This is a genomic window from Actinokineospora sp. NPDC051303 (assembly GCF_055586285.1).
This window is the reverse complement of sequence record NZ_JBVJIN010000014.1, coordinates 40,161-61,271: the sequence shown is the minus strand read 5'-3', so window position 1 is coordinate 61,271 and position 21,111 is coordinate 40,161. Positions and strand designations below refer to the sequence as shown.

General features: G+C 70.5%; 23 protein-coding genes. 14 read left to right on the top strand and 9 right to left on the bottom strand.

Translation table 11 applies throughout. The features are described 5' to 3' along the window. Positions 1–11: 11 nt before the first annotated feature. Together ACZ6SD_RS13535 and ACZ6SD_RS13530 are read left to right on the top strand one after the other, a co-directional pair. Positions 12–671: a fasciclin domain-containing protein gene (locus tag ACZ6SD_RS13535; protein ID WP_465317232.1), complete on the top strand. Its 660-nt coding sequence runs from the start codon at positions 12–14 to the stop codon at positions 669–671. Positions 672–1,030: 359 nt separating this feature from the next. Further along, positions 1,031–1,399, top strand: coding sequence for a histone-like nucleoid-structuring protein Lsr2 (locus tag ACZ6SD_RS13530; RefSeq protein ID WP_465317231.1), 369 nt, complete (start codon positions 1,031–1,033; stop codon positions 1,397–1,399). A 79-nt stretch (positions 1,400–1,478) separates the two neighbouring features. Here ACZ6SD_RS13530 and ACZ6SD_RS13525 read toward each other — a convergent pair whose 3' ends face one another. Then, positions 1,479–2,123 carry a TetR/AcrR family transcriptional regulator gene (locus ACZ6SD_RS13525; protein WP_465317230.1) on the bottom strand — a complete coding sequence of 215 codons (645 nt, stop codon included), beginning with the start codon at positions 2,121–2,123 and terminating at the stop codon, positions 1,479–1,481. Between the two features lie 71 nt (positions 2,124–2,194). On the opposite strand from ACZ6SD_RS13525, the gene ACZ6SD_RS13520 reads away from it, so the two are divergent. The 3 genes from ACZ6SD_RS13520 to ACZ6SD_RS13510 are packed head-to-tail and all read left to right on the top strand — an operon-like array spanning position 2,195 to position 5,060. Continuing rightward, positions 2,195–3,574, top strand: coding sequence for an MFS transporter (locus ACZ6SD_RS13520; protein WP_465317229.1), 1,380 nt, complete (start codon positions 2,195–2,197; stop codon positions 3,572–3,574). Positions 3,575–3,612: 38 nt separating this feature from the next. Continuing rightward, positions 3,613–4,194: a GNAT family N-acetyltransferase gene (locus tag ACZ6SD_RS13515; RefSeq protein WP_465317228.1), complete on the top strand. Its 582-nt coding sequence runs from the start codon at positions 3,613–3,615 to the stop codon at positions 4,192–4,194. Then, positions 4,191–5,060, top strand: a complete 870-nt coding sequence (locus ACZ6SD_RS13510) for an AraC family transcriptional regulator (RefSeq protein WP_465317227.1) — start codon at positions 4,191–4,193, stop codon at positions 5,058–5,060. Before ACZ6SD_RS13515 ends, ACZ6SD_RS13510 begins: the two co-directional genes overlap by 4 nt. Before the next feature lie 9 nt (positions 5,061–5,069). Here the strand turns inward: ACZ6SD_RS13510 and ACZ6SD_RS13505 are convergent, their stop codons facing one another. After that, on the bottom strand, positions 5,070–5,480 hold the full coding sequence (locus ACZ6SD_RS13505; protein WP_465317226.1) for a PPOX class F420-dependent oxidoreductase: 411 nt from the start codon (positions 5,478–5,480) through the stop codon (positions 5,070–5,072). Then, a complete protein-coding gene (locus ACZ6SD_RS13500) occupies positions 5,477–5,599 on the bottom strand; it encodes a hypothetical protein (protein WP_465317225.1) in 123 nt (40 codons plus the stop codon). Before ACZ6SD_RS13500 ends, ACZ6SD_RS13505 begins: the two co-directional genes overlap by 4 nt. Before the next feature lie 131 nt (positions 5,600–5,730). On the opposite strand from ACZ6SD_RS13500, the gene ACZ6SD_RS13495 reads away from it, so the two are divergent. Then, the gene (locus tag ACZ6SD_RS13495) at positions 5,731–6,180 is read left to right on the top strand and encodes a winged helix-turn-helix transcriptional regulator (protein WP_465317224.1); all 450 of its coding nucleotides are present in this window, start codon (positions 5,731–5,733) and stop codon (positions 6,178–6,180) included. Between the two features lie 94 nt (positions 6,181–6,274). Beyond that, complete coding sequence (locus tag ACZ6SD_RS13490; RefSeq protein WP_465317223.1) at positions 6,275–7,105, top strand: alpha/beta hydrolase family protein; 831 nt, start codon at positions 6,275–6,277, stop codon at positions 7,103–7,105. Between the two features lie 23 nt (positions 7,106–7,128). Here the strand turns inward: ACZ6SD_RS13490 and ACZ6SD_RS13485 are convergent, their stop codons facing one another. Next, the gene (locus tag ACZ6SD_RS13485) at positions 7,129–7,599 is read right to left on the bottom strand and encodes a GNAT family N-acetyltransferase (protein WP_465317222.1); all 471 of its coding nucleotides are present in this window, start codon (positions 7,597–7,599) and stop codon (positions 7,129–7,131) included. 49 nt (positions 7,600–7,648) lie between these two features. Next, complete coding sequence (locus ACZ6SD_RS13480) at positions 7,649–8,245, bottom strand: TIGR03086 family metal-binding protein (protein ID WP_465317221.1); 597 nt, start codon at positions 8,243–8,245, stop codon at positions 7,649–7,651. 51 nt (positions 8,246–8,296) lie between these two features. Here ACZ6SD_RS13480 and ACZ6SD_RS13475 point away from each other — a divergent pair, with 51 nt between their 5' ends. Then, positions 8,297–8,725, top strand: coding sequence for a MarR family winged helix-turn-helix transcriptional regulator (locus tag ACZ6SD_RS13475; protein WP_465317220.1), 429 nt, complete (start codon positions 8,297–8,299; stop codon positions 8,723–8,725). A gap of 568 nt (positions 8,726–9,293) precedes the next feature. Here ACZ6SD_RS13475 and ACZ6SD_RS13470 read toward each other — a convergent pair. After that, positions 9,294–9,884: a TetR/AcrR family transcriptional regulator gene (locus ACZ6SD_RS13470; RefSeq protein WP_465317219.1), complete on the bottom strand. Its 591-nt coding sequence runs from the start codon at positions 9,882–9,884 to the stop codon at positions 9,294–9,296. An 83-nt stretch (positions 9,885–9,967) separates the two neighbouring features. Between ACZ6SD_RS13470 and ACZ6SD_RS13465 the strand changes: the two genes are divergently transcribed. Further along, complete coding sequence (locus ACZ6SD_RS13465; protein ID WP_465317218.1) at positions 9,968–10,282, top strand: hypothetical protein; 315 nt, start codon at positions 9,968–9,970, stop codon at positions 10,280–10,282. 113 nt (positions 10,283–10,395) lie between these two features. On the opposite strand, the gene ACZ6SD_RS13460 is transcribed toward ACZ6SD_RS13465, so the two are convergent. Then, complete coding sequence (locus ACZ6SD_RS13460; RefSeq protein ID WP_465317217.1) at positions 10,396–11,619, bottom strand: DUF6801 domain-containing protein; 1,224 nt, start codon at positions 11,617–11,619, stop codon at positions 10,396–10,398. A gap of 382 nt (positions 11,620–12,001) precedes the next feature. On the opposite strand from ACZ6SD_RS13460, the gene ACZ6SD_RS13455 reads away from it, so the two are divergent. Next, positions 12,002–12,961, top strand: coding sequence for a TIGR01777 family oxidoreductase (locus tag ACZ6SD_RS13455; protein WP_465317216.1), 960 nt, complete (start codon positions 12,002–12,004; stop codon positions 12,959–12,961). 9 nt (positions 12,962–12,970) lie between these two features. On the opposite strand, the gene ACZ6SD_RS13450 is transcribed toward ACZ6SD_RS13455, so the two are convergent. Next, positions 12,971–14,209 carry a PP2C family protein-serine/threonine phosphatase gene (locus ACZ6SD_RS13450; protein ID WP_465317215.1) on the bottom strand — a complete coding sequence of 413 codons (1,239 nt, stop codon included), beginning with the start codon at positions 14,207–14,209 and terminating at the stop codon, positions 12,971–12,973. A 343-nt stretch (positions 14,210–14,552) separates the two neighbouring features. Between ACZ6SD_RS13450 and ACZ6SD_RS13445 the strand changes: the two genes are divergently transcribed. Together ACZ6SD_RS13445 and ACZ6SD_RS13440 are read left to right on the top strand one after the other, a co-directional pair. Next, the gene (locus ACZ6SD_RS13445) at positions 14,553–15,512 is read left to right on the top strand and encodes an EamA family transporter (protein WP_465317214.1); all 960 of its coding nucleotides are present in this window, start codon (positions 14,553–14,555) and stop codon (positions 15,510–15,512) included. Positions 15,513–15,752: 240 nt separating this feature from the next. Then, positions 15,753–16,367 (top strand): malonic semialdehyde reductase, encoded by a 615-nt coding sequence (locus ACZ6SD_RS13440; RefSeq protein ID WP_465317213.1) that lies wholly within the window; start codon positions 15,753–15,755, stop codon positions 16,365–16,367. Between the two features lie 43 nt (positions 16,368–16,410). On the opposite strand, the gene ACZ6SD_RS13435 is transcribed toward ACZ6SD_RS13440, so the two are convergent. Next, positions 16,411–17,838, bottom strand: a complete 1,428-nt coding sequence (locus ACZ6SD_RS13435) for an LVIVD repeat-containing protein (RefSeq protein ID WP_465317212.1) — start codon at positions 17,836–17,838, stop codon at positions 16,411–16,413. 162 nt (positions 17,839–18,000) lie between these two features. Here ACZ6SD_RS13435 and ACZ6SD_RS13430 point away from each other — a divergent pair, with 162 nt between their 5' ends. Both ACZ6SD_RS13430 and thrS read left to right on the top strand, forming a co-directional pair. Beyond that, positions 18,001–18,633, top strand: a complete 633-nt coding sequence (locus ACZ6SD_RS13430) for a DUF305 domain-containing protein (RefSeq protein WP_465317211.1) — start codon at positions 18,001–18,003, stop codon at positions 18,631–18,633. Between the two features lie 147 nt (positions 18,634–18,780). Then, a complete protein-coding gene (thrS, locus tag ACZ6SD_RS13425) occupies positions 18,781–20,835 on the top strand; it encodes a threonine--tRNA ligase (RefSeq protein ID WP_465317210.1) in 2,055 nt (684 codons plus the stop codon). The last annotated feature ends 276 nt before the right edge of the window (positions 20,836–21,111 follow it).

Sequence of the window (21,111 nt, the reverse complement as noted above, 5' to 3'; positions counted from 1 at the left end):
GAGCTAACTCCATGCGCACCACCCGGCTCGTGCCCGCGTTCGGCGCTATCACCGCGGCCCTGATCTCCGTCGCCGCCTGCGGCGGCGGCGAGCAGGCCGCCTCCACCACCGCCTCGGCGGCCACGACGACGACCGCGCCCACGACCAGCGCGGGCGCGGCGACGAGCGAGGGCGTCACCACCACCGGCGACGTGTTCGGCGCGGGCTGCGCCAGCCTGCCGAAGGAGACCGAGGACGAAGGCTCCCTCGACGGCATGGTCGACGACCCGGTGGCCACAGCGGCGAGCAACAACCCGCTGCTCACCAAGCTTGTCGCCGCCGTCAAGGCCGCGGGCCTGGTCGACACGCTGAACAAGACGGACGCGAAGTACACGGTCTTCGCGCCCTACGACCCGGCTTTCGACGCGCTGGGCCCGGAGGCGCTGAACGCCGTGCTCGCGGACAAGGCGAAGCTGACCAGCATCCTGACCTACCACGTCGTGCCGCAGCGCATGGACAAGGACGGCATCGTGGCCGCGGCGAGCCTGCCCACCGTGCAGGGCGGGACCCTCAAGGTCGAGGGCGCGGGCGACACCCTCACCGTCGACGGCGCCAAGGTGCTGTGCGGCAACATCCCCACCGCCAACGCCACCGTCTTCGTCATCGACCAGGTCATGATGCCCGCCTCCTGACCTTGCGCCGGTCGACGGCGGGACCGTGGCCGCTCGCCCGCGGCCACGGTCCCGCTTTCCGCCGCGTGGCGGCGGATGGCTGTCCGTCCCCGACAATGCGAACTCCCGGTGTTGTGCCGCGGCGATAGAGTTCGCGTCACCGGCCCATGAATGCCACCGGTCCCACCGGATAACAAGCGCCGAACGCCACGGACTGGGCGTCACTCGGAAGGGCGACAGAAACCCGGAGCCCGGCCGACACGAAAACGGCGGCGATTCGCATTGGCTTGTCTCTTTCCGCCGCACTGGGTACTGTCCCGCCATCGGTTGCCGAAAGCGGGAGTTCGGCGGCCTCCACCGGCAAAGGAAAATGAGGAGACATGGCACAGCGCACAATCGTCGAACTCGTGGACGACCTCGACGGCAGCGTCAGCGACGACATCAGCACGGTCAGCTTCGGCCTCGACGGCGCCCAGTACGAGATCGACCTGACCGCGGCCAACGCCGAACTCCTCCGCAAGACCCTGGACGACTTCACCGCCGCCGCCCGCCGCGTCGGCGGCCGAATCAAGCGCGCGGCGAACGCCCCGGCCCCCAACCCGGACGCCCGCAGCAAAGAGCAGACCAAGGCCATCCGCGACTGGGCCCGCCAGAACGACTACGACATCTCCGAGCGCGGCCGCATCCCCGCCACGATCATCGAGGCCTTTGAAGAGGCGCACAAGCCCAAGACCCGCAAATCCAAGTAGGTCCGGGCCTTCCCGGGACGGGCCGCGCCCGTCCCGGGCCTCGTTTCACTTCACCGCGCTCACACCGGAAACGGGCCATTCACGGGTTCGCCCGGGCGTCCCGGAGTTTCCCGGCGAGGACCGTGGTGAGCCCTTCGGTGAATCGCCGGTCGCGGTCCCCGGTCATGATGCCGATCGAGTCAGCGGTCTCGTCCACACGAGGGTGTTCGCCCGCGGCGACGGCGGCGACCAGGGAATCCCATTCGCCGGTGCTGGTCAGTTCCACATACGCCTGCTCCTCGATGACGAAGCCGACGGTGTAGGAGCGCAGGACGAAGGCGACCACGCCCGCGCTGAATGGCGGCAGCGTGAGCGGCTGGAGCAGGCTCATCAGCGTGTGCGACAACCGCAGCGTCGCGGCGAACGGCGAGTACGAGCCCGCCACGATGCGACCGCCCGCCCGAAAACCCAGCATGGCCTGACGCATCCGCTCGCAACACGTGATCACCTGATCGGTGGTCGGGGCGGCGATGTCGATATCGGACAGCGGGATCGTGGCGAAGATCGCGTCCGCCATCGCGCGGCGGAGGTCTTTCTGGTCGCGGAAGTGCTTGTACAGCGCGCCGGGAGTCACCTCGGCCGCGGCAGCCAGCCTGCGCATGGTGAGGGCGTCGAGCCCGTTCGCCGAGACGTACTCGTGCGCGATGCCGACGAGGCGGTCCCGGCTCAGTCCGCGTTTGACCATCGGTCCGCAGCCTAGCTTCCCCAGTCCGCACCCGGTTGACCACGGCGGGGCGTCTGACTAACCTCGCTGTTGTGAACAATGTTTACCACGCACGGCCGGGCGTCGTCCTGGGCGTGGCCTGCGGGGCGCAGTTCATGGTGGTGCTGGACGGGTTGGTCGTGGCCGTGGCGCTGCCCGCCATGCGGTCCGGGCTTGGGCTGTCCTCGGCGGGCCAGCACTGGATCGTCAACGGGTACCTGGTCACGCTCGGCGGGTTGCTGCTCCTCGCCGCGCGGGCGGCCGACCTGCTCGGGCACCGGCGGGTGTTCGTCGGCGGCCTGGCCGTGTTCACGGTGGCCAGTCTGGTCGGCGGGCTCGCCACCGCGGGAGGGGTGCTGGTGGCGGCGCGCGTGGCGCAGGGGGTGGGAGCCGCAGCCCTCGCGCCCACCAGCCTGAGCCTGCTCACCACGACTCACACCGAACCTGGCCGCCGCGCCCACGCGCTGTCGCTGTGGGGCGCCACCTCGGCTTCGGCGGGCGCCCTCGGGTTCGTCCTCGGCGGGCTGCTCACCGACCTGGCGGGCTGGCGGTGGGTTCTGCTGATCAACGTGCCCGTCGGCGTCGCGCTGCTAGTGGCCGCCCGCACCCTGCCGCGCACGCGGACCACCGCGCGGGCTGGACTCGACCCGCGCGGCGCCGTGACGGCGACCCTCGGCGTCGGAGCGCTCGTCTACGGCGTCTCCCAGGTCGCCGACCACGGATGGGGATCGGCGCGGGTCGTGGGCGCGTTGACGGCAACGGCGCTACTGGTGTCGCTGTTTGTGTTGGGGGAAGCCCGATCCACGGCCCCGCTCATCCCGCCCGGGGTCCTCGCTCGCCGGAATATCGCCGTCGGAAACACGATCATGCTCTTGCTGGGCGCGGTCATGACCGCGACGGTGTTCTTCCTTTCGCTGTACCACCAGAACGTTCTGAACTACGGCCCAGCGCGCACCGGCCTGGCACTGCTGCCGATGGGGGTGGTGATCGTCGCCGGTTCCCTTGCGGCGAAACGACTTCTGCCCATCGCGGGTCCACGGACCCTGCTGGTGGGCGGGGCAGTGGTCGCCGCGGCCGGGTCCCTGTGGCTGGCGAACCTGGCCCCTGAGGCCGGTTACGCCACCCACGTCCTCGGCCCGACCCTGCTGTGGGCGTGCGGCGCGAGCGTCATGACCGTGCCCGTCGCTGCCTTCGTCACGACCGGCGTCGAGCCCGAACTCGCGGGCCTCGCCTCCGGTCTGCTGAACACCGCACGCCACATCGGGGCCGCCGTGGGATTGGCCGCGCTGACGACCATCGCCGACCCGGCTGGGCAGAACCCCGACGCCCTGGTCTACGGCTACAACGCCGCGTTCACCGCCGCGGCCGGTGTCGCTGTCGTCACGGCGGTATTGGCGCTCCTCGTGCCCGGCACACCGGGAAATCGCCGATGACCGCTCTGCCGCCAGTGGCCGCTGGGAGACTTCGACCTGTGAACGCGGACGGAGGCAAGACGAAATCGGGACAGCGGGCCCGCCTGCTCGGGGAATGGACGCTGCGCCCGGCGAGGCAGGCCGACATCGAACCGATCGCGGAGCTGCGGGCGACGGTGATGCGCCCGGATTTGCTGCGCTTGGGGCGGTTTGACGAGGATCGGGTCCGGCAGCGGTTCCGGGACTCCTTTTCGCCGCGGCACACGTCGGTCGTCGTGGTCGATGGTGGCTTCGGGGGCAGTGTCGCCGTGCGACCGGCCGAGGACGGGCGCTGGCTGGAGCACTTCTACCTCGCCCCGGAACTCCAGGGGCGGGGGTTGGGCTCGGCCGTGTTGCGGACGCTGCTGGGGCGGATCGACGCCGACGGCGTGGTCGCCCGGCTGAATGTCCTGCGCGGCAGCGCCGCCCAGCGGCTGTACGAGCGCCACGGGTTCACCGTGTGCGCACAGGATCCGATCGATGTGTTCATGGTGCGGCAGCCGGGCGCTGTCGGGGACGACGAGCGATCGGTTCGGTCCGGAACGATCGGGTGGGGGAAGGGGTCCCTCGGGCAGGGTTGGTGTCGGAAGGAGACCTCATGATCTCGGCACTCAACCGGCTTGTCGACTTGGTCGAGGAGCGCCTTGGCGCGGAGTTCGACGTCGAGGGACTGGCCAAGGCGCTCGGCACGACCGAGTACCACCTGCGCCGGATGTTCTCGTCGTTGGCGGGCATGCCGTTGTCGGAGTACGTGCGGCGGCGGCGGATGACCGTGGCCGCGGGCGACGTGGTTCGGGGGCAGGACGATCTGCTGACCATCGCCGTCCGGCACGGTTATGGCTCGACCGAAGCGTTCGGGCGCGCGTTCCGGGCCGTCCACGGTGTCGGCCCGGGTGACGCGCGCCGTGCTGGAGGTCCCCTTCGGACACAACCGCAGATCAGGTTCCGCCTGACCGTCGAAGGGAACAACCCCATGGACACCCGCATTGTCGACCGGCCCGCGTTCCGGCTCATCGGGCACGCCGCCCGGGTCCCGCTCATCTACCTGGGCGCCAACCCGCACATCGAGCGGCACATCGCCGCGCTGCCGCAAGAGGAACACCCGCGGCTCAAAGCGCTCAGCGACACCGAGCCGGGGGGCCTGCTACAGGTCTGCGATGACCTCGACCCCGACCCGGTCGAGGGCAGCGAACTGACCTATTTGCATGGGGTCGCCGTCACCGGGGCCACGCCGGTCCCCGACGACCTCGACGCCATCGAGGCGTCCGCGGGCCGGTGGGCGGTCTTCCGCACCGCTGGCCCCTATCCGCAGGCCCTCCAGGCGACCTGGGCCGCGACCGCGAGCGAGTGGTTCCCGGCCAACCCGTGGCGGCTGCGGCCGGGGCCCACGATCGTCGCCGTCCTCGACCGCGCGGCCGATTTCAGCACCGCGACCTGCGAGCTGTGGATCCCCGTCGAACCGGCGTAGCGGGCGGGCTCAGCCCACGCTCTGCCGGTCGGGGCGGATCAGCGCGACGACCCGCCGCTCGTCGCGCGCGTAGGGGCCGCCGATGTACCTGGCCGCGATCCGGTCGATGATCTCCCAGGCGGCGTCGCCGTCGACCCACTCGGTGACCACACCGCGGATGGCGACCGGCAGGACCGGGTTGTCGGCCGGGGTCAGGGACAGCGCGACTCGCGGGTCGCGGCGCAGGTTGCGGGCTTTGCGGGTGTGCGGGCCGGTGAGGATCGCGATGTGGTCGCCGTGCGTGCCGATCCAGACCGGGACGGCGTGCGGGGACCCGTCGGGCAGGACGGTGGCGAGGTGGGCGATCGGGGCGCCGTCGAGCACGCGGCGCACAGCGGGATCGAGCATCGTCGTCTCCTGGGTGGGGTTCTTAGTGGTCAACGTTCGACCGCGTAGTGGAGGTATGCGGGGACGGCGTCGATGAGGCGCACGTGCGCGGGCAGCGCCGGGAAGACGGGCCTGCCCGCGCCGAGCGGGACTGGCGCCTGGTGCGGGATCACCTCGTTGAGCACACCGAGTGTTCGCCGATGCCCTTGCTCATCTCCGCCGTCCTTTCCGAGTTCCTTTAAGAGACGCCGTAACCATAGCACGGTGAGTTTCTTAAGGGAACTCGAATTGCTAGGCTGGCGTCATGCAGCGCACGAACTTCGGCGGGATGGTGTGCTCGATCGCGCGCACCCTCGACGTCATCGGGGAGCCCTGGTCGCCGCTGGTGCTGCGGGACGTGTGGGTCGGGCTCACCCGGTTCGAGCAGATCCAGGCCGATCTCGGCATCTCGCGCAAGGTTCTGACCGAGCGGCTGAACCATCTGGTCGACCAAGGCGTGCTTGAGCGCAAGCCCTACGACCGGCGGCCGCGGCACGAGTACCACCTGACGGAAAAGGGCGCCGAACTGGTCGACCTGCTCATGGTCATGGCCGGGTGGGGAGACAAGTGGCTCGCGGGCGACGCGGGCCCGCCCGTGCTCTACCGCCACCACGCGTGCGGCGAGATCAGCGGAGTCGACCTGCGCTGCGCGCACTGCGGCGAACCGATGCACGCCACCGACATCGACCCGCTGCCCGGCCCCGGCGCGGGCTAGCCCGGTCGGTGTTTCGCCCTTGGCGGAAACCAGGTTCGCCGCCCGCCCCGCTGTCTACAGTGGCCGGAAAGAGGAGAAAACCGTTGGGGGGCGTATGGAAACCATCACCGGGACCGCCGCGGGCGTGCCGTTCACGGCGCTGCCGCCCGCGGGCGTCGCCGACGGACCCGCGCCGCTGATCGTGACCTGGCACATGCTGGACGCGCCCCGCACCGACGCGGCGTTCGCGGCCGCGCTGCCCATGGCCCGGGTGCCCGCCTGGCGGGTGCACCTGGGCATGCCGATGTGCGGGGCGCGGATGGTCGACGGCCGCGTCGACGCCGTCATCGACCTCATCCGCCGGGACCCGCTGATGGCCTACCTTGCCCCCTTTCTTCGCCAGGCCGCCGACGAGTTTCCGGCCGCGCTGGCCGCGCTGCGCGACCGGCTGCCGGTGGACGACGGGCCAGTCAGCGTCCTCGGCGGTTCGCTCGGTGGAGCCGTGGCGCTGGAAGTGCTGACCAGGGGGCGGATTCCGCTCAAGGCGGTCGCCCTGGTCAACCCGGCGGTGCGGCTGCGGTCGGCCGTCGAACTCATCGAAGCCGGGTTCGGGCAGCCGTACTCGTGGGCGGAGAAGTCTCGCGAGACCGCCGACGACCTGGACTTCGTCGCCCGCGTCGCCGGAGGTGTCCCGGCGCAGCCGCCACTGCTCATCGTCAGCGGCGAATTGGACCACCCGACGTTCCGGGCGGACGCCGTCGCTCTGGTCGACGCGCTGCGCGAGCGGTACACGCACCCGGACGACGTCGAGTCGGCGACCGTGCCGGGCCTGCCGCACCCGCTGGCCGAGGAACCCGGACTGGCACCGGCCCCGCAACTGCCCGCGGCCAAGGCGGTGGACGAGATCCTGACCCGGTGGTTCCTCCGGCGGCTCAGCACGGCCTGATCACCCCGACACCGTGCTCGCGCCTAACGAATGTGCTTGCGGAAGCGGCGTTCCAGTCGTCCGGACGGGTTCCGTCGCGTCTCCTCGGCGCCGACCCAGCCGAACCGCTCGTAGACGCCGATGGCGCGCTCGTTGTCGCTGATCACCCACAGCTCCAGCGTGTCGCGACCGATCTCCCGGGCATGGTCCTCCACCCCGCGGAGCAGGTGCCCCGCCACCCCGCCGCCCCACGCGTCGGGATCGACGCCGAGATAGAAGACTTCCAGCGCCGCCGGGCCAGGCGCGAACAGGGTGAAGCCGACGGGGCAATCGTTTCGCCAGGCCAGGAGCAGTGTCGCGCCCTCGACGCCGAGGCGCTGCCGGATGCCCGGCACGGCTTCCGCCACGGCGGCGGGCTCGTGGTCGCGGCGTGCCTTCGCGCGAGCCCAGATCGCGGCGGACTCGCGCAGCCCGTCCTCGCCGTGGGCCTCGATGACCCGCACTGTGTCGCGCACTTGAGCATCCTCTCGCGGCTCGGTCGGGCCCGCTGAACCCGCGTTCGCGTCACCCGGCGAGGTCTGTGCGCTCGCCGGTCCAGCGCGGGTCGCGGCCGAGCAGCGCCAGCGTGCGGTCCCAGCCGGTGAGCCCGGTCGCGGTCGGCAGGCTCGGGGCGAAAGGCGCGTCCGGTGCGGTGCGCTCGGGGCCGTCGGGGATCGTTTCAGCCACGGCCTGGGCGGCGGCGACCAAGTCTTCGTCGTAGTCCACCTCGACGCCGAGGGCGCGGGCCACGTCCCAGCCGTGCGCGAGGGTGTCGAGCAGGTGGAAGCCGATCACCGTGCGGAGCGGGAACCGGCGGCCCGGGAACTCCGGCAGCAGCACCTGCCGCGCCGGGTCGGCCGCGGCGAACGCGGCGGCCACCGCCGCTGTGCCCGCCTCGTGCGCCGTGAAGGGCAGGTCGCGGGGCGCGAAAGCGTCGGTGGAGACGTCGGTCAGCGCAGCGGCGGCGAAGCCGTGGTCCTGGCCGATCATGTGCGCCAGCAGCGCCCGCAGATCCCAGCCCGCGCACGGCGTCGGCGAGTCCAGATCGGCGGGGCGGACCCGCGCGACGACCGGTCGGATGGCGTCGAGCGAGCGGCGATGAAGGTCGAAGATGTTCTGCATACGTCAACTATCTACGCCGGTAGACGATTGGTCAACGTCTATTGTTGGCGCATGACGGGACAGCGGCACGACCTCGGAGCGTCGTTCGCCCGCCTGACCAGGGCGATGATCGAGGCGGAGGAGCCGATCCTGCGCGCGCACGGGATCGAGATGTGGGATTACGCCGTGCTCAGCGCACTGGAATCCGCCGCGGCGCCGACCCAGTCGGAACTGGCCGTGGCGGTCCGGCGGGACAAGACGCGGCTCATCCCGATCCTCGACCGCTTGGCCGCAAAGGGTTTCCTCAGCCGCACCCCCGACCCGACAGACCGACGCAACCGCGTCGTCGCCCTGACCGACGAGGGACGCGCCGTGCTCGCCTCCTGCCGCGCCGAGATCCGGGCGATGGAGGCCGAGTTCCTGGCCGCGGCGCCACCGGCCAAGCGCCAAGCCTTTGTCGAGGTGCTGGAACTGCTCGCCGACCGCGCCGACTCCGGCTGAGCCGCGTGGCCGGTTGCGGCCATGCCCGGCAATCCGTCCGGAGCCACCCATGCCGAAGGGAGAGGTGGTGCAGCCGGAGCAGATGATCGCCGATCTTGAGGCGCGCGTGGGATCTCGCGCGCAAGTCGGCGGAGATGCGGCACGGATCGAGGAGAGCACGGCGACCGTGCGCTCTCCCGACGGCGCGGTCACAGTGACCGTCGCGCCCGAACGGGGCGGTGCGGGACATCGAGTTCGGGCGGGTGGCAGAAGGGTTGGAGAATGGGCGTCCCTGAGGACCATCAGGACGCTTTCAAACGCCAGACGGGATATCTGGACGAATGAGGCGCAAAGCCTTCTTGTTGACGGTGTGATCGTCGGCTTGGTCAGTGGTGTGGCGAGCGGGGTTCTGCGGAACGCGAACGAGACCCGGTTCCGCCTGCCTCATCACACCGAAGTCCATCTGGGCGGTGCCTGGGACGTTCGTGTTCGGGCTGCTGTTCATCGCGTTCGTGGCGAGCCGCGCCGAACCGGCGCCCGTGTCGGGAAGCCCGGAGGGAGCCAAGGCGACCGGGCCGCCATGATCGGGTCAGGGGGAGAGTTCGGGCGTGTCCGGCGCTGGATCGCCGTGGATGATCGAGTGGAACGGTTGGCGCAGCAACGCGAGGATCTTGTCCGGCGACGCGTCTCGTAGTCCGTCCAGGCCCAACAGGTGTCGCCCGATGACCGTTCCCAGGGTCAGCGCGCCGATCAGCCCGGTCCGCAGTGCCGCGTCTTCCCCGGGCACTGTCTCGGCGACTTGCCGCTGCTCGGCCAGCATTGCCGCGCGCACCTCCGCGGCGGCCTCGGGGTGGGTGAACATCGATCGGACCGCCGCCAGCGCGCCCGCGGGCTCCGCGGCGACCTTCGCGCCGAGCATCGCCAACAGCGACTCGGCGATCTGCTCCGGGGTTCCGTCGACGGGTTCGTGCCGGTCGACCACCGCGACCCGGGCGAACAGCTTCTCCTTCGACCCGAAGTACCGCATGACCAGCCCAGGATCGGTTTCCGCCTCGGCCGCGATCGCGCGAACCGTCGTCCGGTCATAACCGTGCTCGGCGAACAACTTCCGCGCAGCGGCCATGATCCGCTCCTGGGTGCGGCGGCGCTGCTCGGCTCGGGAGACCGGTGCGGAACCCATGCGTTCAGTCTACATGCGTTGACTGAAGGTTCGGGTCGATGCTAGTTTCGGTCAACGGCTGTTGACCGAAACTAGGGGGAACCATGTTCCAGACTGTCGCCCTCTCCTTTCTCGCGGGCCTCATGGGCACGAACGCGCTGCCGCACCTGATCAAGGGCCTCCTCGGCGAGGAGTTTCCGAACCTGCTGGGAAACTCGCCCCTGCGCAACGCGCTCGCAGGCGTGACCGGGCTCCTGCTGGCAGTCCTGTTCGCGCTCTTGGCCGAAATCCCCGGCCACCCCTGGCCCGCCGCGGCGGGCATCGCCATCGGCGCCTATGTCATGGCCGCCTTCCACGGCCTGCGCGGTGCCTTCTGGCTTAACGCCGCCGCTGGCCGCGCTAACCCGACCACGCCCTGACTGGCCCGATCCGGTGTGCCTCGCCGGGCTGGTCGCCGTTGACACTGTCCACTTCAGACAAACGGCGGGCGGTCCCGGAAGTGGGACCGCCCGCCGTCACCGTGCCAAGTGGACTACTCGCGGGTCGCCGAAACCGGCGCGGCCTCGGTGACCTTGAACGTGGTCAGGACGTCGGGCTCACCGGGGTACAGGGTGCAGCCCGCCTCGAACGTTCCCAGGGCGGTCGGATTGCCGTCGGCCTTCTTGGGGGTCAGCGACAGCGTGATGGTCTTGACCTTGATGTCGCCATCGCCCGCCTGGGGGAACGCGAACGACGGCGTGGCGCCGCTCGCGCGGATCTTGAACTCGCCGGACGGCGGAACCGGCTGCGCCGCGATGCCGATCGGCACGCTCACCGGCAGCGAGAAGCCCGGCGCGTTGAGTTCGCTGCCGGACACCGCAGTGCCCTCGATCGTGGTCGCGCCCAGCATGCTCAGGCCCTGCGTGGAAGACGCGGGCACGGTGGAGTCGGCCTCAATCGCGAGTTCGCCGGTCGGCTGGTTGGCCGGGATCTCGGCCGGGAGGTCGGCCTTGATGTCCACGACGATCGGCTGGTTGCCCAGCAGCGGGAACACGCAGTTGTAGGTCTGGCCCAGGGTGGCGGGCTGTCCCGGCGGGCGCGGGGTGGGGGTGTGGGTCACCGGGGGCGGCGGCGGGGCTCCGGTCCACTGCTCGTCGCTGACCGTGATGGTCGCGAGGGCGGTCGGGTCGCCGTCCTTGAGCGCGCAGTCGGACTGGAAAGCGGGGCTGGTGGGGCCGCCGCCGCTGAGGTCGACGGGGGAGCCGTCGGCTCGGCGAGGAAGCAGGGTGAGCGCGATGTCTTGGACGTTGAGCCGCACCGCGCCGGGCTTGGTGAAGCTCAGCGACGGCGCCTCGCCCGCGGCCTCGATCGTGAACTCGCCGGACGGCGGGACCGGCTGCTGGGTGATCGTCACCGGGACCGGCACCGTGGCCTTGAGCTCAGGCGAATCGATCTCGACGCTGGACGTCGCGCTTCCCTCGATCGTCTTGGCGCCGACGAGGGCAAGGCCCTGGGCGGCGGTCGCGCTGACCGTGGACACGGCCTTGAACTTGATCGCGCCGGTCGGCTCGCCGCGGGTCACGCTCGCCGGGATCTCCGAGCTGATCGCGATCTTGATCGGCTGAGCGCCGATCAGCGGGAACGCGCAGGTGTAGTTCTGGTTCAGGCTGACCGGCTCGGCGGAACCGCTCCCCGTCCCGGCGACCAGTCCTACCCCGACCAGGCAGGCCGCGCCGACCGCGGCTGTGAGTTTTCCGGGCACGCGAAAACGTGTCATAGCTGTCCTTTCGTCTGAATGTTCCACCTCATTTCGTGATTTCCCGTGAAATGAGGAAACGGCAATTCTGACCGCTTCGCCACGGCCGAGGAGGACGAGTCGTGCCCGGCGGCGCCAAGGTTGAAGTACCGGTCAGTACGTCGAGAAACGTATCGTACTTCACGACCTGGAACAAGAGTGTGTTAACAGTTCACCTCCGCCTTGGGCGAGGTCAGGCAGGCATGGTGCGGGACCGAGCCTGGTCGCCGCCGTTGTCGGTTCTCTCGCCGAAAACGGCGGCCCGGACCAGAGCGCGCGAGTCCGACAGCCAGTGACCAACCCCTCCTCGGCAGGCCGGTCCGCGGCGTCCCGGCGGCGGTAGCGTGCCTCAAGGGGGTGTCGCATGAAGATCGTGTTACCCGGCGGGACCGGGAACGTCGGCGGGTTTCTCGGGCGGTCGCTGGCCGCGGCCGGGCACGAGGTGGTCGTGCTGTCCCGGCAGGGCGGGGGCGGTTCCGCGGACGGGGTCCGCCGGGTGCGGTGGGACGGGCGCGCGCTCGGCCCGTGGGCGGCCGAGATCGACGGCGCCGACGCGGTGGTCAACCTCGCCGGACGGAGCGTGAGCTGCCGGTACACCGAGGCGAACCTGCGGGAGATGATGGACTCCCGGGTCGATTCCGCGCGGGTCGTCGGCGAGGCGATCGCCGCGGCTGCCGCGCCGCCGCGGGTGTGGCTGCAGATGAGCACCGCGACCATCTACGCCCACCGGCACGACGCGGCCAACGACGAGACGACCGGGATCATCGGCGGCGACGAGGCGGGCGTGCCGGGGTACTGGGCGTTCAGCGTCGAGATCGCCAAGCGGTGGGAGCTGGCTCAGGAGCGGGCGGCCACGCCGGAAACGCGGAAAGTCGCGCTGCGGGCCGCGATGGTGATGAGCCCGGACCGGGGGAGCGTGTTCGACGTCCTGTCCTGGATGGCCCGGCTCGGGCTGGGCGGCCCGGTGGCGGGCGGGCGGCAGTACGTCTCCTGGATCCACGGGCGCGACTTCCTCCGGGCCGTGGACTTCCTCCTGGCCCGAGACGACCTCCACGGGCCGGTCAACCTCGCCGCGCCGGACCCGGTCCCGCAGCGGGAGTTCGTCCGGACCTTGCGCCGGGCCTGGCGGAGGCCGGTGGGGCTGCCCGCGACGAAGTGGATGGCCGAGATCGGCGCGTTCGCGCTGCGGTCGGACACCGAGCTGCTGCTCAAGAGCCGCCGGGTCGTCCCAGGGCGGCTCTTGGACGCCGGGTTCGCGTTCGACTTCCCGCGGTGGGCGGACGCGGCGGCCGACCTGGTGCGGGCGACCCGCGAACGGCGCTGACGCGACGGCTCAAGGGCTCTCGGCCGGGCTGTCCTCGCGGGCGGGCGTGTGCCTGATCGTGAGCAGGGTGATGTCGTCGGTGGCGGGCTGGGTGCCGATCAGCGCCGACATGATCCGCACGCAGGTCGCCTCGGCCGGGGCGGGCGTCACAACCTGGCGGAGCAGGTCCAACCTGCTGTCCAGGTCCAGCTTGCGCCGCTCGACCAGACCGTCGGTGTAGAGGACGACCACCGCGCCGGGCGGCACCTCGACGCTGGCGCTCTTGCGGCCCGTGACGGCCAGGCCGAAGCCGAGCGGCGGGCCCAGCGGGGTGTCCACGAACGCGGTCTCCCGCCCGGGAATGGCGATGATCGGCGGGAGGTGGCCCGCCGAGGCGAGGTCCATCCGGCCGGTCACCCGGTCGATGACCGCGTAGCCCACCGTGGCCATGGTGTGGCCCTCGAAGTGGCTGGCCTTGCGGTCGAGCTTGTTGAGCACCTCGGCGGGGTCGGCGAACTCCAGCGCGTAGGCGCGCAGCGCGCTGCGCAGGCGGCCCATGACGATCGCCGCGGACAGGCCGCTGCCCGCGACGTCGCCGATCACCAGGCCGATGCGCTTGTCGGGCAGGTCGAACACGTCGTACCAGTCGCCGCCGACGCCGCTGTCCGCGCCGAGGACGTAGCGGGCGGCCAGTTCCCAGTCCGGGGTGGCGGGCAGCAGCCCGGGCAGCAGGCTGTCCTGCAACATGGCGGTCGCGGCCCGCTCCGACCGCGACCGGTGCATGTGCGCGGCGATCGCGAGCCGGTCGGCGACCAGTTGGAGCAGGACGATCTCCTCGTCGGTGAACCGGCGGGCCGTGGTGCTGCCCACGTGCAGCACGCCGACCAGGTCGCCCTGGGCGACCATCGGCACTCCCAGCAGGACGCGAAGCCCCCGCTCCCACAGCAGCGGGTTGACGACCGTCGTCGGGTCGACGTGCTCGATCCGCACCGGCTCCCGCAGCTTCGCCACCCGCCCGGCGAACCCGACCCCCACCGGCACCCGCACGCCCTGGAAGACCTCCGCCTCCAGCCCGGAGGTGGCCCTGGCGACCAGCTGCTCGCCACGCGGGTCGACCAGCAGAACGGTCACGGTGTCGACGGTGAACAGGCTCCGCACCCGGGCGAGCATCTCGTCGAACAACTCATCGAGGTCCAGCTCCCGCAGTGAGCTGTCGGTCACCGCCTCCAGCACCCGCAGCCGCAGGTCGGCGCCTCTCCCGTCAGTCATCCGGTCAACCCCGTCTACGCCCTTCAACGCCTGCCGACTCCAACAGCACGAGCGCGTGACGGTTGCCAGGTGAGCCGGTGCCGGAGAACCACCGTACCCGGCTGAGCCGACGGCCACCGATACCGCGCCGAGCCCACCGCCGTTCACTCGCCCGGGGGACGCGCGACGGCCGGTAGCATCGCGGCGTGAACTCTTATTGGCATGTGGTTCTGCCACCGCTGTGCGCCTGACCGGGCGCACTCGCTGACGGTGTGACAGAAGGCCCTGGCGACCGGCCAGGGGCCCGTGTCGTGCGCCCGTTTCCGAATCCAGCACGGTATTCGACAACGGAGAGTTCACGACCATGCCAAAGCACGTCCCAGCGCGCCTTCCCGCGCGCGAATCCGGTGGAGCACTGCCCATCCTGATCGCCGCGCTGCTGTGGGGCACCACCGGCACCGCGGGCTCCCTGGCCCCGGCGGGCGCCTCGGCGGCCGGGGCAGGCGCGGCGGGCCTGGTCCTTGGCGGCCTTCTGCTGTTCCTCGGCAAACCCGGCGCCCGCACGCTCTTGGCGAGGTGCGGGCGAGTCGAACGGCGGCTCTTGCTCCTGGGCGCGACGGCGGTAGCCGCCTATCCGCTCACCTTCTACCCCGCCGTGGAACGCACCGGCGTGGCCGTGGCCACGGTGATCACGCTGGGCAGCGCGCCGGTGTTCGCCGGGCTGCTGTCCTGGCTCACCCGGCAGGCCAGGCCGACCCTTCGCTGGGCCTGCGCGACCACGGTGGCCGTCATCGGCTGCGCCCTGCTGGTCCTAGGCCCGCGGCTCTCGGGCGATGGCACGCCGGTGGACGTGCTCGGCGTCGCGTCGGCCGCACTAGCCGGGCTGTCGTACGCGAGCTACTCGCTCATCGCCGGAGCGCTCACGGACCGGGGACGCCCCGCCGCGGAGGTGATGGGCGCGATGTTCGGTGTCGCCGCGGTGCTGGTCCTGCCCGTTCTGCTGTGCGGCGACGGGCAGTGGCTGCGCACGCTTCGCGGGGTGGCGGTGGTGACGCATCTGGCCGTGCTCACCACGTTCGTCGCTTACCGGCTGTTCGGATACGGGCTGCGCCGCACGTCCGCGCAGGTGGCCACGACGCTGACCTTGGCGGAGCCCGCGGTCGCGGCGGTGCTGGGCGTGGCGGTCTTGGGGGAGGGCCTGACCGCGGTCTCCTGGGGTGGGCTGGCCGTGCTCGCCGTGGGCCTCGGTTTTCTTGTCTTTCCCGTAGGCGCCCCGGCAGCCCCGCGGCCAAGCGTCCCCGCTCGGCCGGGGAGCGACAGGTAGGCGACCCGTGACAACGGCGGAGCGGCGGCCGTGCCGGTACGACTCGGCTTCGGTCGCGGGTCCCGCTGCCCCCCATGCCGGTGATCGTGCTGGCCCCCGGTGACCCTTTCCCATTCGGGGCATCTCGTGTGGCGCACGGGTCGAAGCACGCTTCATGTGAGTCGAACCACCTCCGCGCGGGAATCATCAAGCGCTCAACTAAGTTGTGAGACAGAGATGGCGGACTGCACAGGGGAGTGTGTGATGAGCGTGGAGCAGAACACCGAGGTTCTTCGGCTGGCCGAGGCGGGCCAGGACCTCCTGTTCCGGGAGGCGCGGACGGCGAACACGTTTTCCGACGAGCCGGTGACCGAGGAACAGGTCCAGGCGATCTACGACCTGGTGAAATGGGCGCCGACCTCGATGAACGTGCAGCCGCTTCGGGTGCTGCTGGTGCGGTCGGCGGAAGGCCGGGAGCGGCTGCTCAAGCACATGTCCGAGGGCAACCGGGCGAAGACGGCCGCCGCGCCGCTGACGGTGATCCTCGCGGCCGACGTGGACTTCCACGAGCACCTGCCGACCCAGTTCCCGCACGTGCCCAACGCGAAGGACTTCTTCACCGACGAGGAAGGCCGCGTTGAGACGGCGCGGTTCAACGCGCTGCTCCAGGTCGGGTACTTCGTGCTCGGCGTGCGGGCCGCCGGGCTCGCCGCCGGTCCGATGAGCGGGTTCGACGCGGACGGGGTGGACCGCGAGTTCTTCCCGGACGGCAGGCGCAAGTCGCTGCTGGTGGTCAACATCGGCAACCCCGGCGAGAACGCCTGGTTCGCGCGCAACCCGCGGCTGGCGTACGAGCAGGTAGTCGAGACGGTCTGAGAGCACCGGGGCCCCGCGCGCCGCGCGGGGCCCCGGTTTCGCTCTAACGCCCGAACAGCGTCTGGGTCTGGACGTTCAACTCGGTCGACTTGAACGCCTTGGCGATGTCCGTGCGCGGGTCGTTGAGCGCGAGCACGTCGAAGCCCTTGCCCAGGTCGGACGAGTAGATGTGGCCGTTGTAGTAGTACGCCGACCACGAGCCGCCGCCCTCGTTCGGGTCGGCCGCTGGGCCGCGCTCGAAGAAGCCGATCTCCTGCGGATCCTTCGAGTCGGTGAAGTCGATGACCTGCAAACCGCCCATGTACCAGGCTTGCACCATGATGTCGCGCCCGGGAACCGGCAGCAGCGAGCCGTTGTGCGCCACGCAGTTCTCATCGTCGGTCTGGTGCCGGTCGATCTTGTAGAAGCTGCGGAACTCCAGCTTGCGCCCGTCCCCGCGCCCGGTGATGTCGTAGATGCCGTCCGCGCCCCGGGTCGGGCCGATGGCGGCGTTGCAGGTGGCCGCGCCGCCGCCGCCGAGCTCGTCGGTGAACACGACCTTGGTGCCGTCGTTGTTGAAGGTCGCCGAGTGCCAGAACGCGAAGTGCGCGTCGTCCTGCACGCGGTTGATCACCCGGGGCTTCTCCCGGTCGGAGATGTCCATCAGCACGCCGTCGCCCATGCACGCGCCCGCCGCGAGGTTCTTCTGCGGGTACACGGTGATGTCGTGGCAGCCGCTGGTCGGGGTCACGTACCCGGACTCGATGGTGCCCGGCTTGCCCGCGTTGCCGCCGTCCGGGAACAGGTTCGGGGTCGCTACGACGGCCGCGGCGGCCGGGTTCTTCAGCGGCACCTTGATGATCGAGATCTTGTCGTGCGGCGGTTTGCAGTCCGAGAGCGACTCTGCCGGGCCATAAGAGGAGACATACAGGTAGACGTTCTTACCCTGTCGGTCCGGCACCAGCGTGTGCGTGTGCGACCCGCAGGCGGTCTCTACCGCCTTGAGATAGCGCGGGTTCTTCTTGTCGCTGATGTCGAAGATCTTCATGCCCTCCCAGTACGGCTTGGCGCCGTCGGGCTGGCTGGCCGAGGAGCAGGAGTCGTCGGTGCGCCGGGAGTCCGTCGAGAGGAACAAGAGGTTCCCGCTTACCGACACGTCGTTTTGCGCACCGGGGCACAAGACCTGGCTGGTGATCGCGGGCTTCTTGGGGTTGCTGATGTCGTAGATTGTGAAGCCGAGATAGTTGCCCGCGATGGCGTAGTTACCGGTGAACGCGAGGTCGGTGCCCACCGAGTTGGGCCCAGACAGCGGCGCCGTGGCGGGGATGTTCGCGAGGTGGACGATGTTGGGGCTGCTGACGATCTCGTCCGCGGCTGGGAACGCCCCCCGCGCGGACGCGGACGGCGCGCTCGACAGCGCGGAGGCGAAGACCGCCGCCGCGATGACAGCGACGGACGCTGTGGCACGTCGGCCGCGCCTGGGTGTTGGCACGCTCGGTACCCCCCTCTAGTGGATCGAAAATCGCAGTATGCCCATTCGGGTGGTGCGCGAACACCCCCTTTAGTTACCGGTTTTCACCAGTTGAACGGAGTCTGTTGCCGCGCTCCCGCGCGCGGTAAGTTCGGGAATTCGGCTGTGAGGGGAGTGCTGCGAATGTCTTGGCCGCGGGTCGCCTGGGGTGCGGTCGCGCTCGTGCTCGTCGCGGGAGCGGCCGGGTGCGCGAACGAGGCGGCCCCGCCGCCGCACGCTGTCGTGCAGCCGGGAAGGCCGGGGGAGCCGAATAAGACCCTGTCCGCAGAGGACGTGTCTTCCGGCGTCCCGGTAAGCCCGCCGAACCAGGCGGACGTCGAGTACGTCCAGATGATGGTGGTCCACCACGGACAGGCGCTGACCATGGCGGAGCTCGTCCCGGACCGCGGCCAGGACGCCGCGCTGAAGGGGCTGGCCGATCGCATTTTCGACGCCCAACAGGTCGAGATCGACATGCTCAACGGCTGGCTGGCGCGCAACGGCAAGCCGACGGCCGACCCGAACGGACACGGCGGCCACGCGGGCATGCCGGGGATGGCGACGCAGGCCGAGCTGGCGGCGCTGCGCGCGGCGACCGGAGCCGAGTTCGACCGGTCGTTCCTGCGGTTGATGATCAAGCACCACGAGGGCGCGGTGGCCATGGCGAACGCCGTGCAGAAGGACGGCGCGGACGTCAAGGTCCAGGAGATGGCCGACCACGTCATCGCCGAGCAGACCGACGAGATCCGCCGCATGCGCGCCATGCTCGGCCCCTGACCCCAGGTCACAGCTCGAATCCACGATCAAGATCCGAAGTTGTCCACAGGCGGGGGAAACCGGGGAGCGAGCCGTCCGGACGGGTCGATAGCATCGTTGGTGTCCAGGTCACGCCCCTAGTGACCGTCAGCGCACCGAGGAGTCACCGTGTCCCAGCCGCAGCCCGCAGCCCTCGCACCCGCCCCGAGCGTGGTGGTGCGGGCGGGCACTACGGCGGGCGCGGCCGTCCGCGAGGCCGGGCTGCCCGGCAAGGGCCCGGACGCGATCGTCGTGGTCCGCGACCCCGAGGGCAGGCTCCGCGACCTGTCCTGGTCCCCGGACGCCGACGTCACGGTCGAGGCGGTCGCCGCGGACACCGAGGACGGCCGCTCGGTGATCCGGCACTCCTGCGCGCACGTGCTCGCCCAGGCGGTGCAGCAGCAGTTCCCCGAGGCCAAGCTCGGCATCGGCCCGCCGGTCCGCGACGGCTTCTACTACGACTTCGACGTCGAGCGCCCGTTCACCCCGGAGGACCTGCAGGCGCTGGAGAAGCGCATGAAGCAGATCATCAAGGGCGCGCAGCGGTTCTCCCGGCGCGTGGTCGACTCGGTCGAGGCCGCCAAGCAGGAGCTGGCCGCCGAGCCGTACAAGCTGGAGCTGGTCGACATCAAGAGCGACGTCGACACCAGCGAGGTCATGGAGGTCGGCGGCGGCGAGCTGACCATCTACGACAACCTCGACCCGCGCAGCGGCGACCAGGTTTGGGGCGACCTGTGCCGAGGGCCGCACGTGCCCACCACCAAGCACATTCCGGCGTTCAAGCTCACCCGCGTCGCGGCGGCCTACTGGCGCGGCAATGAGAAGAACCCGCAGCTCCAGCGCATCTACGGCACCGCGTGGGAGTCCCAGGAGGCGCTCGACGCGCACCTGGAGAAGATCGCCGAGGCCGAGCGGCGCGACCACCGGCGCCTCGGCGCGGAACTCGACCTGTTCAGCTTCCCCGACGAGATCGGCTCCGGCCTCGCGGTGTTCCACCCCAAGGGCGGCATCATCCGGCAGGAGCTGGAGGACTACTCGCGCCGCAGGCACGTCGAGGCGGGCTACGAGTTCGTCTACTCGCCGCACATCACCAAGGGCGCGCTGTTCGAGACCTCCAAGCACCTGGAGTGGTACAAGGACGGCATGTTCCCCGGCATGCACCTCGACGCCGAGCTGAACGCCGACGGCACGGTCCGCAAGCCCGGGCAGGACTACTACCTCAAGCCGATGAACTGCCCGTTCCACAATCTGATTTATCGCTCCCGCGGGCGCTCCTACCGCGAGCTGCCGCTGCGGCTGTTCGAGTTCGGCTCGGTGTACCGGTACGAGAAGTCCGGCGTCGTGCACGGCCTCACCCGGGTCCGCGGCATGACGCAGGACGACGCGCACATCTACGTCACCCGCGAGCAGTTGCTGCCCGAGATCCGCTCGCTGCTGGCGTTCGTGCTCGACCTGCTGCGCGACTACGGCCTGGACGACTTCTACCTGGAGCTGTCCACCCGCAACGACGAGAAGTACGTCGGCACCGACGAGCAGTGGGCCGAGGCCACCGCCATCCTGCGCGAGGCGGCGGAGTCCAGCGGTCTGGAACTCGTCCTCGACCCTGGCGGGGCGGCGTTCTACGCGCCCAAGATTTCCGTGCAGGCCAAGGACGCCCTCGGCCGCACCTGGCAGATGTCGACCATCCAGATCGACTTCCAGCTGCCCGACCTGTTCAACCTCGAATACACCGCGAGCGACGGCTCCCGTCAGCAGCCGTACATGATCCACCGCGCCCTGTTCGGCTCCATCGAACGCTTCTTCGGCGTCCTCACCGAGCACTACGCCGGCGCGTTCCCCGCCTGGCTCTCCCCGGTCCAGGCGGTCGGCATCCCCATCGCGGAAGACCACGTCGAGCACCTCCAGCAGATAGCCAAGTCCCTGCGCGCCAAGGGCGTCCGCGTCGAGGTGGACACCTCCGACGACCGGATGCAGAAGAAGATCCGCAACCACACCCTCCAGAAGGTCCCCTTCCTCTTGGTGGCGGGCGCCAAGGACGTGGAGGCGGGCTCGGTCTCCTTCCGCTTCCGCGATGGCTCCCAGGTGAACGGCATCCCGGTGGACCGCGCCGTGGACGCCGTCCACCAGTGGATCCAACGCCGGGAAAACACCTCTCCCACCGCCGAAACCTTCACCCTCGACTAACCCACACTCATCCCGCCTGCGGGTCCTGCGATCCCAGTCCCAGGACCCGCGGCAGGCTTCCCGCACCGCGACCGCCGGACCGCCACCCCTGCCGGGCTGTCGCCCACGCCGGGATTCCTGTCGCGTTGGCCACGCCTGGGACCGCCGCCCGCCGGGTTGTTGCCTGATATCGGCTGTTGTCCTGCACGGGTTGTTGCCCGCGTCGGGCTGTTGTCGCTGTGGGATTGTGGTCTCTGTCGGGCTGTTGTTCTCGCCGGGTCCGCTGCTCGGGCGGAC